Annotated in this window: 12 protein-coding genes and 1 pseudogene; 5 read left to right on the forward strand and 8 right to left on the reverse strand. The window is 54.7% G+C overall.

Translation table 11 applies throughout. From position 1 onward, the window contains the following. The first annotated feature begins 90 nt into the window (after positions 1-90). The 4 genes from A0257_09060 to A0257_09075 all read left to right on the forward strand — a co-directional run bounded on the left by A0257_09060 (position 91) and on the right by A0257_09075 (position 6,897). A complete protein-coding gene (locus A0257_09060; GenBank protein ID AMR27232.1) occupies positions 91-1,116 on the forward strand; it encodes a hypothetical protein in 1,026 nt (341 codons plus the stop codon). Beyond that, positions 1,116-2,114, forward strand: coding sequence for a hypothetical protein (locus tag A0257_09065; GenBank protein AMR27233.1), 999 nt, complete (start codon positions 1,116-1,118; stop codon positions 2,112-2,114). Before A0257_09060 ends, A0257_09065 begins: the two co-directional genes overlap by 1 nt. Positions 2,115-3,777: 1,663 nt before the next feature. Further along, entirely contained in the window at positions 3,778-5,637 is a 1,860-nt protein-coding gene (locus A0257_09070) for an ABC transporter ATP-binding protein (GenBank protein ID AMR29693.1), read from the forward strand. A gap of 99 nt (positions 5,638-5,736) precedes the next feature. Next, complete coding sequence (locus A0257_09075; GenBank protein ID AMR27234.1) at positions 5,737-6,897, forward strand: 2-polyprenyl-6-methoxyphenol hydroxylase; 1,161 nt, start codon at positions 5,737-5,739, stop codon at positions 6,895-6,897. Between the two features lie 1,252 nt (positions 6,898-8,149). On the opposite strand, the gene A0257_09080 is transcribed toward A0257_09075, so the two are convergent. Beyond that, on the reverse strand, positions 8,150-8,653 hold the full coding sequence (locus A0257_09080) for a hypothetical protein (protein ID AMR27235.1): 504 nt from the start codon (positions 8,651-8,653) through the stop codon (positions 8,150-8,152). A gap of 100 nt (positions 8,654-8,753) precedes the next feature. Continuing rightward, positions 8,754-9,119, reverse strand: a complete 366-nt coding sequence (locus tag A0257_09085) for a hypothetical protein (protein AMR27236.1) — start codon at positions 9,117-9,119, stop codon at positions 8,754-8,756. A gap of 388 nt (positions 9,120-9,507) precedes the next feature. Between A0257_09085 and A0257_09090 the strand changes: the two genes are divergently transcribed. Then, complete coding sequence (locus tag A0257_09090) at positions 9,508-9,939, forward strand: hypothetical protein (GenBank protein ID AMR27237.1); 432 nt, start codon at positions 9,508-9,510, stop codon at positions 9,937-9,939. On the opposite strand, the gene A0257_09095 is transcribed toward A0257_09090, so the two are convergent. The 6 genes and pseudogenes from A0257_09095 to A0257_09120 all read right to left on the reverse strand — a co-directional run bounded on the left by A0257_09095 (position 9,940) and on the right by A0257_09120 (position 16,245). After that, positions 9,940-10,281 carry a hypothetical protein gene (locus A0257_09095; GenBank protein AMR27238.1) on the reverse strand — a complete coding sequence of 114 codons (342 nt, stop codon included), beginning with the start codon at positions 10,279-10,281 and terminating at the stop codon, positions 9,940-9,942. A 136-nt stretch (positions 10,282-10,417) separates the two neighbouring features. Continuing rightward, positions 10,418-11,488 carry a 3-deoxy-7-phosphoheptulonate synthase gene (locus A0257_09100; GenBank protein ID AMR29694.1) on the reverse strand — a complete coding sequence of 357 codons (1,071 nt, stop codon included), beginning with the start codon at positions 11,486-11,488 and terminating at the stop codon, positions 10,418-10,420. Positions 11,489-11,651: 163 nt separating this feature from the next. Beyond that, positions 11,652-12,500 carry a prephenate dehydrogenase gene (locus tag A0257_09105; GenBank protein AMR27239.1) on the reverse strand — a complete coding sequence of 283 codons (849 nt, stop codon included), beginning with the start codon at positions 12,498-12,500 and terminating at the stop codon, positions 11,652-11,654. 71 nt (positions 12,501-12,571) lie between these two features. After that, positions 12,572-13,801, reverse strand: coding sequence for an aminotransferase (locus A0257_09110; GenBank protein AMR27240.1), 1,230 nt, complete (start codon positions 13,799-13,801; stop codon positions 12,572-12,574). A 171-nt stretch (positions 13,802-13,972) separates the two neighbouring features. After that, positions 13,973-14,788, reverse strand: a pseudogene (locus tag A0257_09115) (hypothetical protein). A 293-nt stretch (positions 14,789-15,081) separates the two neighbouring features. After that, a complete protein-coding gene (locus A0257_09120; protein ID AMR29695.1) occupies positions 15,082-16,245 on the reverse strand; it encodes a hypothetical protein in 1,164 nt (387 codons plus the stop codon). Between the last annotated feature and the right edge of the window lie 200 nt (positions 16,246-16,445).

The following is a 16,445-nucleotide window of genomic DNA, read 5'->3' on the forward strand; positions in this document are numbered from 1 at the left end:
TATTATGAATTTTGAAGGTACTAGCACTAGCTTTGCGAAGCACCACTTAAAATTGCTTCTCTCTTCCTAAGCACTTTTTAACACTCTTTTATGAAGCGGCAACCCACCACGCAACAAGTAAGCTGGTTTCTAGACTTAGATAGAAATAAGCAGCTAGATTTGAACCCGCCCTACCAACGGAAAAGCGTGTGGACTCCTAAGGATAAGAAGTTTTTTATTGATACCGTCCTAAAAAACTATCCCGCACCACCCGTTTTTATTCATAGGACGATTGACGACAATGGTATTCCCACCTACCACGTTGTTGACGGAAAACAGCGATTGGAAGCAATATTAGCATTTGCTAAAAATAAGCTAGCCTTGGCAAAGGATTTTGGCGATACCAATGTCGATGGTAAAAAGTTTAACGATATTGATATTGTTTATAAAAGAAAATTTTGGGACTATATTCTAGTAGTAGATTTCCTAGAAGAGGTAGACGGTACTAGCATTGACCAAGTGTTTGATAGAGTTAATAGAAATTCTAGAAATCTTCAACAGCAAGAATTAAGGCATGCGCGCTATAATGGCTGGTTTATTAGTGAAGCAGAAAGATTTAGCGAGGATAAGTTTTGGTATGACATAAGAGTGAGTACCAAAGCTAAAGAGAAGCGTATGAAAAGTACGCAACTTATCAGTGAGTTGATGTCTGTTGTAATTGATAAGAAATATGTAGGCTTTAATCAGGATTACTTGGATGAAATTTACGCCACGTATGATGACTTGGAGGAAACGTCACCAGATTTTGATGAAGAGGAGTACAATGATAAACGGGATACTATTGTAGCTAACCTGAAAGCAATGGAGGCTGCGAACGGATGTGTAAGCACCTATTCTAGAACGGCTAATAACCTATACACATTATGGTCTGTTCTAGCGCTGACACCCAATCTGCCTGATGCAGTAGAATTAGCTACAAGATACCAAAATTTTATGGAGAAAGTGCAGCAGTACCAAGAAGGAGACTCTAATGCAGAGAAATCCGTGGAAATATATGCGCAGGAATCCAAAGGCGCAAGCACGGATTATCAGCATCGGCATGAGCGTTTCACAGCCCTTCAAGGCGTGCTGTTATGATGAAAATAATGAAATCTGTTTCCGACTTATACGAGGAGCAATATCCGCTCCTCCAGCAGTTAAGGAAACAGGTAGATTCGATATTTCTTGCTAAGAAGCATGATACTTGGCATTACTTCAGCCGAATCAAAGAGAAAGAAAGCTTTGCTCTTAAATTAGAAACTGGTAGAGTACCTATAGCTAATGCCTTAGAAGATTTCTTTGCATGCACATTGGTAGTTGAAAATTCATCAAAATTCACTGAGGCTAGAACATTAATTGAGCAGTATTTTGACATACAATATCAACGGCCTAAAAAAGATTATTTTACTCACAAGGCACCGGATGCCTTTCCGTTTGACGATATTCGATTGTATGTGAGCTTTAAACAGGTACCATATACGCCCGAAACCCCAGTGGACACTACTGTATTCGAGGTGCAAGTAAAGTCTTTTTTGCAGCACGCTTGGTCTATTGCCACGCACGACTTGATTTACAAGTCGGATGCCATTAGTTGGTCAAGAGAGCGAGTAGCATTTCAAGTAAAAGCTATGCTAGAGCAGGCGGAAGTAGCTATTAGCTCTGCTGAGCATTTAGCTACTATGCCAGAACTGAATAAAACCAATCAGGATTTCGATGACCTGCGTAAGGTTTTGACTTTTATTACTTCAGTTTTTAGTAAGGACGACCTACCCCGCAACACATTGTTACTGGCTAGAAATACCAATGAATTACTTAAAAGTTTGAAACTAACAGTTGAAGATTTGCAGCAGATGTTAGAAGCAGAAAATGCTACTGGTAATGGTACACAGACGCGCAATCTATCTCCATATACTATCCTTATTCAATCTCTTATTAATCAATCATCATCGAAACTGCAAGATTATCTAACGGGTAAAGGATGGGGGAAATTTAAAGTATTCATTCCTCAGGAGGTGGATTTAAAAGGCTGGAAAAGTGTACAGGGCAGAGCAGTAATATTCAAATTGCAGAAGTTCACTAATGACGTTCAGCAATAACACCAGATAGTATTGCAAAAAGGCCCCTACTAGAGCTAGCAGGGGCCTTTTACTTGCTTAAAATCTGTTGTCAAACAGTGATGGGCCACCAGGGTATAGCCTGAATGGAACTGACAGTAAGATGCCGGCAACAAATACGTGCGTTGAGCCACTGATTTGTTGCCGGGTATCGTAAGCACGCCAGTAGAGTTTCACACTCAGCTAAGGTGCCGTTATTAGGAGTAAGCACTAGAAGATGATTCTCCACCGCCACTTGCTCAAGCTGCTCTTGATGAGTTGTGATGATGGTGCCTATAGCTCGTTCCAAATCTCTTGCTCGTGAATTGCGACGAACTACTACGAAAGGTGGAGTAAACGTAACGCCTAAAAACTGCCGTCGAGATTGGCCAGCTACTAGGGTCGCCCAAGGCTTCACATTGTGTACATCTAAGTAAGGATAATCCTGGCCTTCCTTTGGGTCTCGGTGTGGTACTACCCGGCCAACACTAACTTGAAAGAGATTGCCAATTGTTTTGGTTATTTCAGCAGGGGGCGTATTATCAACCCACATGACTGGCTGTTCAAGTAGGTGTCCGCCTGCGGTCAGTGTTAGCCTAAATACATCCACCTTCGTGTTATCGTCGAACTGACCAAGGAGTTCAATAGCTTCTATAGATGCTAAATGCTGGATGTGTCGGCGCCACTTGGCGTAGTTGGACCCCGAACGTAGCACATCGGGCAGAATGGCCCGGATAATACTGGTAGGTTCTGCCTCTGTAAGGCACTTACTTACGAAAAGAGCTGCTTGCGAAGTTTTGCTGGTGGCCCACTTGCACCACCTTGGTGCCGGTTCGCGGTTAAATGGTGGATTGAGAAGATAGAATCCAACTTTAGGCCAGTTTACTTGCAAACTATTCGCTACAACAATATAAGGAAAGGATTTTTCTAGTTTCGGGGCTTGGCAGTTGAAAAATTCTGGTTTAGCTTCGGTTAAGCCGCGCAAGGTAGCCAGTAGCATCAGGCGGGCGCGGGTAGCCCGCACAAACTCAGCGTGGATGTCCATACCGTACAACCGCTCACTCCAGTCGGCAATTGTTTCGATAAGTGTAGGAGCTAGGAGAAAGCGACGGGCAGTAGCAAGCAGTAAATTACCGCCCCCACATGAGGGGTCGAAGACAGTGATAGTAGCTAAAGAATCGGCGGGAATGGAGGCTACCAGCTCATTAGACATATCCTCGCCCGTAAAGAAAGCACCTGCCTCTTGTAGGTCTGATGGCTTTACGAGTTCGCGCAGAGTCTTGGATAGTTCCCCGTTGAGCGCGTGGGTAACCTCAAGGGTGTATCTAGCAATCTGCTGAACAACGGGAAGTTGTACAGCTAGGCTTTCTAAGCGCGCAATATAGGGCTCAATAATCTGCATAATAGCAAGTAATATTTACTGCTAACGGAGTAGAAACATAAAAGGCAGTAACAGGTCAGCTTAGTAGTGCAAAGCTAACGCCTCATAGGCAGGAATACTAGGCAAATTAGCCCAGTGAGTTGTAGCGCTCGTGTTATCACAGTGACGCAAGGCTACCGCTCCAATTTTATTCACCAAACTGCCAAAAAGTCCCCTACCCCCACCCCGGCCCCAAATGTGCCCTGAGCCGGGCCTATGAGTTTCCTATCTGATTTATTTCAAAGCATTTCCGCGAAGAACCCCCGCGGTGGGCACGGCCCCGAAAAGCCCGCCGTGAGCGTGCGCGAGCGGGTGTCGGCGCTGCGCAACCTGCCGGCTTTTTTGCGGCTGATTTGGCAGACTTCGCCGGCTCTCACGATGGGCAACATCGGGCTGCGGCTAATCCGGGCGGCCCTACCCCTGGCCATGCTCTACGTGGGCCGGCTCATCATTGATGATATCGTGCAGCTGACCAAATTGCCGGCCGCTGCCCGCGCCCTACCCCCCGTGTTTGGGCTGGTGGCGCTGGAATTCGGCCTCGTGCTGCTGGCCGACGCGCTGGGCCGCGCCGTGGCCCTGCTCGATTCGCTGCTCGGCGATTTGTTTGCCAATGCTTCGTCGGTGCGCCTCATGCGCCACGCCGCCGAATTGGACTTGGACCAGTTTGAGGACAGTAACTTTTACGACAAGCTGGAGCGCGCCCGCCGCCAGACGCTTTCGCGCTCGGTGCTCATGAGCCAGGTGCTGGCGCAGGGCCAGGATGCCGTGACGCTGGTGCTGCTGGCCGCCGGGCTGGTGGCGTTTCAGCCGTGGCTGCTGGGGCTGCTGCTGCTGGCCGTGGTGCCCGCCTTCCTGGGCGAAAGCCATTTCAACGAGCGCAGCTACTCGCTCTCGCACTCCTGGACGCCCGAGCGCCGCGAGCTGGACTACCTGCGCCAGACCGGGGCCAGCGACGAAACAGCGAAAGAGGTCAAAATCTTCGGCTTATCCGATTTTCTGATTGACCGCTTCGCTACCCTCTCCGATACCTTTTACGCGCAGAATAAGTCGTTATCATTGCGTCGCGCCGGCTGGGGCACCGTGTTTGCGGCGGTGGGCGCGGCGGGCTACTACGGGGCCTACCTCTACATTATTCAGCAGGCCGTGGCGGGGGCCATTTCCATTGGGCAGCTCACGTTTCTGGCCGGCTCGTTTGCCCGGCTGCGGGGCTTGCTCGAAGGCATCCTGAGCCGCTTCAGCCAGGTGGCCGACGGGGCGCTGTACTTGCAGGATTTCTTTGATTTTTTCCAGATTCAGCCGCGTATCGTGCGGCCGGCCCTGGGTCAGGCGGTGCGGCCGTTCCCGCGGCCCATCCGGCAGGGCTTCACATTTGAGGACGTGGGCTTTAAGTACAAGAATGCCGAGAAGTGGGCGCTGCGCCACCTGAGCTTCGAGCTACAAGCCGGCGAAAAGCTGGCGCTGGTGGGCGAAAACGGGGCCGGCAAAACCACGCTCGTCAAGCTGCTGGCCCGCCTCTACGACCCCAGCGAGGGCCGCATTCTGCTCGACGGCCACGACCTGCGCGAGTACGACCCGGCCGAGCTGCGCCAGGAAATCGGGGTTATTTTCCAGGATTTCGTGCGCTTCCAGCTGCCGGCCGGCCAGAACCTGGCCGTGGGCCGCATTGAGGAGCGCCAGAACCAGTCCCGCATCGAGCAGGCCGCCGGCCAGAGCCTGGCCGATACCGTCATTACCAAGCTGCCCCTGGGCTACGACCAAATGATTGGCCGCCGCTTCAACGGCGGCGTGGACCTGAGCGGCGGCGAGTGGCAGAAAATCGCCCTGGGCCGCGCCTACATGCGCGAGGCGCAGCTGCTCATCCTCGACGAGCCCACCGCCGCCCTCGACGCCCGCGCCGAGTACGAAGTCTTCCAGCGCTTCAAGGAGCTGACGCAGGGCAAAACCGCCGTGCTCATCTCCCACCGCTTCAGCACCGTGCGCATGGCCGACCGCATCCTGGTGGTCGAGAACGGCCGCGTGCAGGAAATCGGCTCCCACGAGGAGCTGCTGGCCAAGGACGGGCGCTACGCGGAGCTATTCGCGTTGCAGGCGGCGGGGTATCGGTAGGGGCTTGCATAAATCAAGGCAGACCTTATCTTGTGAATGCTAAACCAACAGTAACCGGCTTGCGGTGAATGAGCAGCTTTTTAAAAAAATAGACAAATTATGTTGTTACAAGACAAAGAAGTAGCCGTTGTTGGTGGCGGTCCTGGTGGCCTGATGCTGGCCCGGTTGCTACAGCTGGCGGGGGTAAGGGTGCGGGTATACGAGCGGGATTTAACTAAAAATGCCCGCCTGATAGGTTCCCCGCTCGATATGCACCGCGATTCTGGCCTGGCAGCTTTGCGGAAGGCAGACTTACTGGAAGTCTTTAAGAAGAAGTATCGTCCCGATGCCGATAAATCGCGCATCGTGAATGACCAGGGCGAGGTGCTTTTCAGCGACCACCACGCGGCGCAAACGGAAGATTTTGACAGCGAAGCTTTTCGCCCTGAAATAGACCGTGCTCCCCTGCGAGATATGTTGTTGGCTTCTTTGCAGCCCGAAACGGTTTGCTGGGACAGCCAGTTTATCGCAATGGAACCGCAAGGCGCGGGCTGGTCAATGCATTTCAAAAATAAGCCGGCCGTTTATGCCGATGTTGTAATTGCCGCCGACGGGGCTAATTCTAAAATTCGGCCCTACCTCACGGATGTAAAAGCCTTTTACACCGGCATTACCATGCTGGAGGGTACGGTGCCTGATGCCAAACACGCCGCTCCCACCATTCATACGTTGATAAATGGTGGGAAAATAATGGCTTTTGGCAAGGAAAAGAATTTGCTGATGGGTATGAAAGGCAACGGTGATTTAACGTATTATGCCAGCTTTAAAACGAGCGAGACGTGGGCGACAACCAGTGGCCTTGATTATGCTGATAAAGCGCAGCTAGTAGCTTGGTTTAAAAATCAGTATTTCGATTGGAATCCTGTCTGGCATGAATTAATTGAAAACACCGCGGGACCTTTTATTCCGCGGCCTATTTATTGTATGCCCCTCCACCAAACCTGGGAAGCGTTGCCTAACCTAACCATGTTGGGTGATGCCGCCCACGTGATGCCGCCCTTTGCTGGGGAAGGGGCAAATATGGCGCTGCTGGATGCGTTGGAATTGAGCGAATGCTTAACGTCGCCTACCTACCCGACACTGCCAGATGCTATTGCCAGCTACGAGCTGGCCATGCGCGCAAGAGCCGCTACGGCAGCTCAGGATTCGCTCGAAAATGGCGAACGGATGCACTCGGAAGATGCCTTGAGTACCATGCTGAATTTCTTTAGTGGGCATTAGCGTATGGCTGACATTGAGAAATAATTATTTCAACCATAATACCTAAATTTGAATGTTGTTTACTGCCATTATCTAACTGCGAACGTTTTCCCAGTTTATTTCAAACTCGCGCTAAGGCAAAATTATGGAACTCATTAGAGAACCAAGGAACATTGACTTCTCCACCAAGTCAGAACCGTGGACGGAGGAAGAGCTTGCAGACTTTCGGCAGCTTAAGTAGTTGTCGGCAAATAATCGACACAAATTTAAGTAAAATGTATTTTGTATTTGGAACCTAAATTATCAAAAATTTCGTCTAGGGCATCATTTAAAGATTGCCAATTAGCGAAATAATGTGGTTTCAACCATTCATATTTAATTTTTCGCCAAAGTGTTTCTATTAAGTTTAAGTGGGGGCTATACTTTGGCAAAAACCAGATATACAGGTCTTTTTCCTGCCATTCTTTCATTTTGCCAGTAATAAAATTAGCATGATGAAAAGGCGCATTATCCATTATAATAACTGTTTTTTGAGTTATTTTAGTGACGAAATCATCAATACAAGTCGCTAAAAGTTCTGCATTCATGGTGCCAAAGGTTTCGTACCCTTCAAATTTGTTGTCCCGAGAAAGAAGACCAAACACATTCCGCCTTTGACTTTTTTGCGCTACAATAGCCGTGTGTTGTCCGACTGGTTGTCAGCCGTAAGGCACGGATGGCGTCAGGCAAAAACCGCTCTCATCACTGAAATAGGCCTGAAGATACTGCTGACTTTCAAGCTTTAAGAGCTCTTTGAGTTCGGTGGCAAGACGCGCATATTCTGCCTCGTCTTGCTTTGGCTTGAGCCATTTACGCAGGCGATGCCAGGTATACTTCAGTTTTTTTTAACTAATTCTTAAGCGCTAATTTGGTCATCGGGAATCCAAATTTTTCACTTAAAAGAGTAGCTAAGTACTCGGCAGTAAATAGTTTATGTTACGTTGATTAGTTTTGCACCATGTCAAGAGTCAACACCCCCTTATTGAGTGAATCCGCTAAATCAGTATTGGAACAAGGCGCAAGAACGGGAAAAACACCCTGTTTTCGAACCAGATGCGAAGTAATTTTGCTAAAAGCGATGGGCCTTACTTCGGAGGAAGTAGGTAAATTTACGGCGATGACTTATGTGAGTGTGAATGCATGGACAAAACGTTATAAAGAGGCAGGTATTGACGGGCTGAAAACAAAGCCTGGACGCGGGCGCAAAGCCCTCTTATAGCGAATTCGCAAACGCTTAAACCGCTTTTTGGGCAGGTTTGGTGTGGTAGCCACAATGGTCAAACCAGTTTTGGGCGTCCTGACTACTAATCCAGTCGATGGCCTCACGTACGGCTTCTTTTAGGGCCTCGTAGGAACGGGCGGCGCAGGTGCGCAGCTTGGTTTTGAGCTTGCTCCAGGCCTGCTCGATGGGGGAAAAATCGGGGGAGTACGGGGGCAGAAAGACCACGTCCACGCCCCGCTTGGCCAGCCACTCGCGCAGGCCCGCGAGGTGGTGCACGGGCAGGTTGTCGAGCACTAGCACATCGCCCCGGCGCAGGGTGGGGGCCAGGCACCGGCCTACGTAGAGGGCGAAACTGTGCTTGTTGAGGGGCTGATGGAGCAATTGCAGGGCTCCAAGCCCGCGCACGGACAGCGTACCAATAAGGGTGTAGGAGCGGCCCCGACGCAGCGGCACGGCCCCCCGGACGCGTTGCCCACCCACCGCCCGGCCGTGGGTGCGGGCGTAATCCAGCCGCAAGCCCGTCTCATCCAGAAAATGGAACCGGGCAACATCGGGGCGGGTGCAGACCTGTTCGACATGGTCCTGACGGGCCTGGCGTACGCGCTCGGTGTCGCGTTCAGCCGCGTGGGGGCTTTTTTTTTCGCCGCAGCTCGTGTTCGTCCAGCACTTGCCAGAGGCAGGTTTGGCCCACGGGGCGGCCCCCGCTGGCCTGCCAGGCCTGGTTTAGCTCGGCCAGCGTAGCATCGGGGTGTTGCGCCACGTAGGCCACGAGCCAGGCTTGGGCGGCGGCATCGAGGTAGCGGGCCCGGCCGCCACTGGCCGGTTTGGGGGCCAGTGAGCCGGTTTGTTGCTGCTGGCGAACCAGGCTTTTGACAAAGGAGCGGCTCACATCGAAGCGCCGGGCAACGGCGGCTTTTTTGGCCCCCGGCTCCTGGCAGGCCGCCGCCACCCGGGTACGTAAATCAAGCGAGTACGGGTTCATAAACGCTAATACGACAAGTAACTGATAGTGGCTTAACTGTTTGCGAATCCGCTATATCTGTTGAGACAGATAAAGAATCTATTTTAGAAGCTATTAAAGCAAACAGACAACGTACCCAAACGGCCAAAGCGGAATGGGAACAGGAAACGAACAAGTCGGTTAGTCTACGCACATTCAAAGCTTTTTTAAAAGTCTTGGCGGACGATATAAACGCATAAGGAAACGGTGCAAAGGGGAACCCTGCCCGGAGATATACGCGCTAAAAAAAGAGCAACTGGCTGAACTAGAGAATCTTTACGAGCAAGGTTTTGTGGACTTATTGTACGGAGATGAAAGTCATGTTTGTAGTACGGGTTATGTTCCTTACGGCTGGCAATTTCCGGGAGAAGTGGTTTCAACAGGTGTTGAGAAGGGCTATAAAATAAATATCTGGGGACTCATCAACCGACGCAATGAAACGCATTGGGTAATGACCGAAAAGAATATTAACGCACAGTTCATATTTACGCAATTAGAAGAGATATCCTTTCAACTTAAAAAGCCAACGTTCATTGTATTGGATAATGCAAGTATGCACAAAGCCCAGCTTATCCAACAGCAACTACCCTTTTGGGAAGAACGAGGCTTGTACCTATTTTACTTACCTACGTATTCACCGCACTTGAATCTGGCGGAAACGCTTTGGCGCAAATTAAAAAAAGAACAGCTTGACCCAGCTGATTATCATACGAAAGATACCCTGTTCTATGCAGTTAATCGTTGCTTAGCACAAGTAGGAAATTTATGGAAGGTAAATTTCTCCAAATTTAACATAATCTAATTAGCGCCGGCTACTTACTTCCCGCAAACTTTGCGGATTTAGCTTTATTTGTTCTTTGAGGTCGTCGACTTGCTCCGGCATTAAATCTTTTAACGGTGCTTTTAACCCGCGACCCGCTTTTATTTTTAACCCGAGAAAACCCTCCTGCTCGTAGCGGTGTAGCCAGTCGTAAATTATTCGTGTCCGTGTTTTGTAAATTAAGGCCAATTCTTTTACCTCAAAACCGGCTGAACTGAGTAAAATACATTGACAGCGTTCTCGGAAATACAATTTCTTGCCGTTTTGTTTGCCTGCTTCGATTGTCTTTTTTTCTTCCTCGGGAAGATTTAATATGTATAGCATAAAGCAAAGGTAAACAACTATTGAAAAAATGACGATTATTTGCCGACAACCACTTAATCCAACGGTTAGGAAAGATTGCCGCGCTCCACTTCGCCCTTGCTTGATGCGCAACATGCTCGCAATGACAACTGGTGCCCTACCCCTTCATCACCCGCTCCTGGCGCATAACCGATTCCAGGTGAACGGCTTCCATGTAGCGCTCCACAAAATCTTCGGTGAGGCCCACTTGCGCACCCTGGCGCTTGCTGCGCTCCAGAATCTCGGTGAGGCGGGCGGTTTGCAGGATGGTGATGTCGTTTTCCTTCTTGTATTGGCCGATTTTTTCGGCCACGGCCATGCGGCGGCCCAGCAGTTGCATCACCTCGGCATCAAGGTTGTTGATTTGCTCGCGCAGGCCGGCCAGGGCGGTCAGGTATTCGGCTTTGTCGGTGGTTTCGTGGCGCCACACTAGGCCCTGAATGAGCTGGCCCAGCGCCTCGGGCGTAATCTGCTGCTTGGCATCGCTCCAGGCATTATCGGGGTCGATGTGGCTCTCAATCATCGTCCCGTCGAAGTCCAAATCCAGCGCCTGCTGCGCCACGCCGAACAGCGTATCGCGCCGGCCGCAGATGTGGCTGGGGTCATTGAGGATGGGCATGTCGGGCAGCCGGCGCTTCATTTCGATGGGCAGGTGCCACATGGGCGCGTTGCGAAAATCGGTGTTGCCGTAGCTCGAAAAGCCGCGGTGAATCATGCCCACCTGCTTCAAACCGGCTTTTTGCAGGCGCTCGATGGCCCCCACCCACAGCTCCAGCTCGGGATGAATGGGGTTTTTGACCAGCACCGGAATGTCCACGCCGCGCAGGGCATTGGCGATTTCCTGCACCGAAAACGGGTTGCCGGTGGTGCGCGCGCCCACCCACACCAGGTCCACGCCAAAGGCCAGGCAGTCTTCGACGTGCTTAGCGGTAGCTACTTCCACGGCCACCGGCAGGCCGGTAAGCTCACTGGCTCGCTTGAGCCAGGGTAGGCCTTTAGCCCCTACCCCCTCGAAGCCGCCGGGTTTGGTGCGGGGCTTCCAAATGCCAGCGCGCAGGGCCTGCACCTTGCCAGTGGCGGCCAGCCGCTGGCAGGTTTCGAGCACCTGGGCTTCGGTCTCGGCCGAGCACGGGCCGGAGATGAGGAAGGGCTTATCCTCGGGTTTGCGGTTGAAGAGGTCGTTGAACATGGGGGTAGGGAAGTAGCGCGAAGTTTCCACTTCATGCACGAGCGCAGCGAGTATCATCGTCTGCGTGCGTGCCAGGGGTTGAAAATGAAGGTATTGAGTAGAATGAGCAGGCGATGATACTCGCTACGCTCGTGCGCAGACTCGCAGAGTCCGCGCTACATTTTTAGGGAATGATTTTTCGGATTTCGTTGGCGTGTTCAAGCTGGGTGGTCAGCCCGGCGTAGTCCTCCTGCACCAGCAGCTCACGCAGCTTATGGAGCTGCACCAGGTGCTCGTCGAGCACGTCGAGCAGGTTGTGGCGGTTTTGGCGGAAAATGGGTATCCAGGTGGCCGGCGCGCTCTTGGCCAGCCGCACGGTGCTGGCAAAGCCGCCGCCCGCCAAGTCAAAAATGCGCTGTTCGCCGCGCCGCTCCTTTTCCAACACCGTGAGCGCCAGCGCAAACGAGGTAAGGTGCGAGATGTGCGACACGTAGGCCGTGTGCAGGTCGTGGTCGGCCGCGCCGAGGTGCATCACGCGCATGGGCAAGGCTTGAAACAGCGCCTCTACGGTAGCCACGGCGTCGGGGTCGCTGGCGGCCGCGTCGCACACAACCAGCGTTTTGCCTTCAAACAAGCCGCGCACGGCCGCGTCGGGGCCCGAGTATTCGGTGCCGGCCATCGGGTGCACGGCCACGAAGCGGCCCCGGCGCGGGTGCCCGGCCACGGCCGCCAGCAGGTTGCCTTTGGTCGAGCCCACGTCGATAACCAACTGCTGGTCAGTTAGCAGGTCCAGCACCTGCGGCAGCACGGCCAGCATCGCATCCATCGGCACGGCCACGATGACGAGGCCGGCCGGGGCCACGGCGCTGGCCAGGTCGGGGTCAATCTCATCGACCAGGCCCAGCTCCAGCGCCCGCTGGGCGTAGGGGGGGTAGGCCTCCACGCCAATGAGGCGGTCGGCCAGGCCGTGCTGCCGCAGGCTGAGCGCTAGCGAGCCGCCGATGAGGCCCAGGCCGATAATGGTGATGGTCATTTGATTAAAAATTAAAAAAGGCCGTCATGCTTCATCTGGCGTCCGCTTGTCGAAGCATCTCTACCGCGTAACTACTTAATGCCATTGCAACGAAGCGGTAGAGATGCTTCGGCAGGCTCAGCATGACCGTTCTTTTTAGCTCCTATCTCCAACACCCTCCCTAGCGCCTCGCGCAGCACGCTCTCCGGCTGGCAGAGGCTGGCGCGCACGTAGCCATTTCCGTTGCTGCCGAAGATGCCGCCGGGCGTCAGAAACACGCGGGCTTCGGCCAGCACGGCGTCGCTCAGGGCGTAGCCGTCGGCATAAGGCGGCGGCACGGCGGCCCAGATGAACAGACCCACCTGGCCGGGCGCGGGCGCGCAACCCAGGGCGCGCAGCAGCGCCACCACCAGCTCGCGCCGGGCGCGGTAGGTGGCGTTTAGCTCCGCAAACCAGTCGGGGCCGAGCGCCAGCGCCGCCACGGCCGCCTGCTGCGTGCCCAGAAACATGCCTGAATCCATGTTGCTCTTGAAACGCAGCACCTCGGTCAGCCAGTCGGCGCGGCCCACCAGCATCCCTACCCGCCAACCGGCCAGGTTATGGCTTTTGCTCAAGGAGTTAAGCTCTAACGCTACCTCTCGCGCCCCCGGAATGCTGAGCAGGCTCGTCGGCGGCGTCTCGTTCAGCACGAAGCCGTAAGGGTTGTCGTGCACCAGCATAATGCCGTGAGCCGTGGCAAATTCGACCAGCTTTTGCAGAAATTCGGGGCTGGCCGGCGTGCCGGTGGGCATGTGCGGGTAGTTAACCAGCATCATTTTCACCCGGCTTAAATCACTCTGAGCCAGCGCGTCCAGGTCGGGCAGCCAGCCAGTGGCGGCGGTCAGGTCATACGCGCGCACCTCGGCCCCGCAGATTTCGGCCACCGCCCGGTAGGTGGGGTAGCCGGGGTTTGGGATTAGCACCGCGTCGCCGGCCTCCAGAAAGGTCATGCCAATGTGCATCAGGCCCTCTTTGGAGCCGGCCAGCGGCAGCACTTCGGTGGCCGGGTCGAGGGCCACGCCGTAGCTTCTCTGGTAAAAACCGGCCATTGCCTGGCGCAGCGCCGGGGTGCCCTGGTAGCTTTGGTAACCGTGCGCGCCGGGCTGCTCAGCGGTAGCCGCCAGGGCCGCCACCACGCTCGGGTGCGGCGGCAAATCGGGGCTGCCGATGCCCAGGCTGATAATATTGGCCCCGGCCGCGTTGAGGGCGGCCAGCTCGCGCAACTTGCGCGAGAAGTAGTATTCGCCGGTGTGGGCCAGGCGGCGGGCAGTGAGGATAGTCATTCTATTACAAACTAAAAACGAATGTCATGCTGAACGAAGTGAAGCATCTCTACAACCTCGTTTTGCCATCATTTACCGATTGGTTTACTGCTGCACGCGAGATGCTTCACTGCGTTCAGCATGACGTTCTTTCAGGTCCATTTCGGCAACCACTTCCTGCCCAAACTCCATGCTGCCGCGCTGGTACGCGCCCAGCACCCGCAGCTCTTCGGTCACGGCGGGCAGCTCGGCCAGCAGGTCCGCCAGCTGGGTAGGCGCGTCAAACTCCACGTCGGCGTGGAAGCCGTAGTGCCAGGGCTGGCTGGGGCGCGGGCACGACTGCAACTTGCTCAGATTCAGGCCGTGGCTAGCCACCAGCGTGAGCACCCGCGCCAGCGTCCCCGGCGCGTGGGAGGTGTAGAAATAAAGGGAAGCCTTGTCGGGGTGGGCCACCGGCCGGGCCTCGGCGGCGCGCGCCAGCACCAGGAAACGGGTGTAATTATGGGGGTCGTCGTTGATGGCCGGGGCCAGGATTTCCAGCCCGAACGCCTCGGCCGCCTGGGTACCGGCCACCACGGCCACGCCGGGCGGGCGGCTTTCGGCCAGGCGCTGGGCGCTGAGGCCGGTATCCTCGGTTTCGACGAGCTGCCAGGTGGAGTGCTGGCTCAAAAAATCGCCGCATTGGCGCAGGGCCATCGGGTGCGAATGCACGGCCCGCACATCGGCCAGCGTGGTGCCGGGCAGCGCCAGCAGGTGCTGGTGAATGGGCAAATACACCTCGCCGGTGATGGTGAGGGCGTTGCGTTCCAAGAGCAGATAATTAGGTAAGATGCTGCCGGCCAGCGAGTTTTCCATTGCCATCAGGGCCGCCCCGGCGCGGCCGTCGGCCACCTGGGCCACCACCTCGCCAAAGGTGGCGCAGAAATTCAGCGTCGGGGCCGCCCCGAAATACTGGCGGGCGGCTACTTCGTGAAAACTGCCTTGAAACCCTTGGATGGCGACTTTCATGTTAATTATGAGTTGTGAATTATGAATTGTTGCGGATGGGTGCGGTGCCATTTTTTTGGGCCGGCACCAGCGCTTCGGCAAAACATAAAAAAAGCGCCACTCGGAGAACGAGTGGCGCGGCTAATTTTTTGGGGCTTAGCTACAGGACGACTCGTTCTACGCGGGCGGCGTAAAATAATAGAAGCCAAAAAAGTAGCGGTTGCTGAGCATGATAGGTGCTGAATCGGGTAGCAAGGTAGATAGAATTTTGGGAAATGCAAGTAGCGCGCACTCGCCAAGACCGCGCCACGGCGCTACCGCACAAAAAAAGGCACGTTGCCGGTAGCCACATTGCCGTGCCCATCGTGGGCATAAATAAATAAGCGGTAGGCCCCCGGCTGGCTGGGCGCGGTGAGGGTGGTTTGGCCGGTTGCCCCGGCCGGCAGAGCCCCCGCCAGGGGGGTAGGGCGGTTTTCGCGGTCGCCGCCCTGCCCGAGGTCGGTGCTTTCGGGCAGCAGCTCCCACTGGTAGGTCAGCGCGTCGTGGTCGGGGTCCGTCACGGCGGCCTGCGCGGGGTAGGGCTGGCCGGGCTTGAGATATATGCCAGCCGTAGCTACCTTACCATCAAGGGTTAAGGAGCTAATGTGGGGGGCGCGGTTTTTCGGGTAGTGGCCACTCCACTCATATTCCAGCACGTCCATCACCTCCGTCTCCTCGCCAGCTTCGGTGAAGAGGCCGTACCAGGTGGGCGTGCGCTCCTGCTTCTGGCCCCACAAAAACACGTAGGAGCCCAGGCAGTGCGCCCGGTCCTGCACCACCGAAGCCTCGTAGCGGCTCTTGTACACGGCGGCTTTCTGGCTGCTGGTTTCCTCCACCGAGGCTTTCCAGGGGGTTTGGGGGCCTTCCCAGTGGCCGGTGGGTCCCCACTCGGTCACGAGGTAGGGGCCGGCCCAGCCGGCTTCGCGGATTTGCTGCGGCAGCGTGGCCAGCCCCGCGTAAGTGTTGACGCTCAGGATATCGACGGCCGGGCAGCGGGCCTTTATGTACGCCACTTCCTTCGGCCCTACCCCCGCCAGCACGGTCGAGGTCGGGTGGTTGGGGTCCGTTTCGTGAATCATCCGGGCGATGTCGTTCACGGCATCCCATACCTTGGGATTAGTATAGTCGAGGTTCAACTCATTGCCAATGCCCCAGAGCAGCACGGCCGGGTCATCTTTGTATTTAAGCACCTCGCCCTTAATCTTTTGCAGCTGCGCGGCCACGGCCGCCGCGTCGTTGTAGTCGAAGCCGTGGCGCTCGCGGGCCACGTCGAGGCCGAGCATCACGGTGAGGTGGTTTTTGTTGGCCTCAGCCAGCACCTTCGGCGCGTCGCCGGTGCCCCAGGTGCGGATGGAATTGCCACCGTAGGCCGCGATGCGCTCGGGGTACTGGCTGCCGCCCGCGCCTTTCACGAAGTAAGGCTGGCCGCCTCGCAGCAACTCATACTTCCCATTGACCTGACGGACAACTACTTTGACAGGCTTGGCGGGCGGGCCGGCGAGAGTAGGCTGAACAACGAAAGCCAGCGCGGCAACGGCCAAGCTGAGGGGTAGGAAAAAGTAGCGCATAGCGGGAAGAAGCTGAGCGGCAAAAGTAGCCGGAATAGTGGCCTTGGTTGAAAGTTTGGTCCAAATGCTGA

It is taken from the genome of Hymenobacter psoromatis (assembly GCA_001596155.1).
Taxonomy (GTDB): domain Bacteria; phylum Bacteroidota; class Bacteroidia; order Cytophagales; family Hymenobacteraceae; genus Hymenobacter.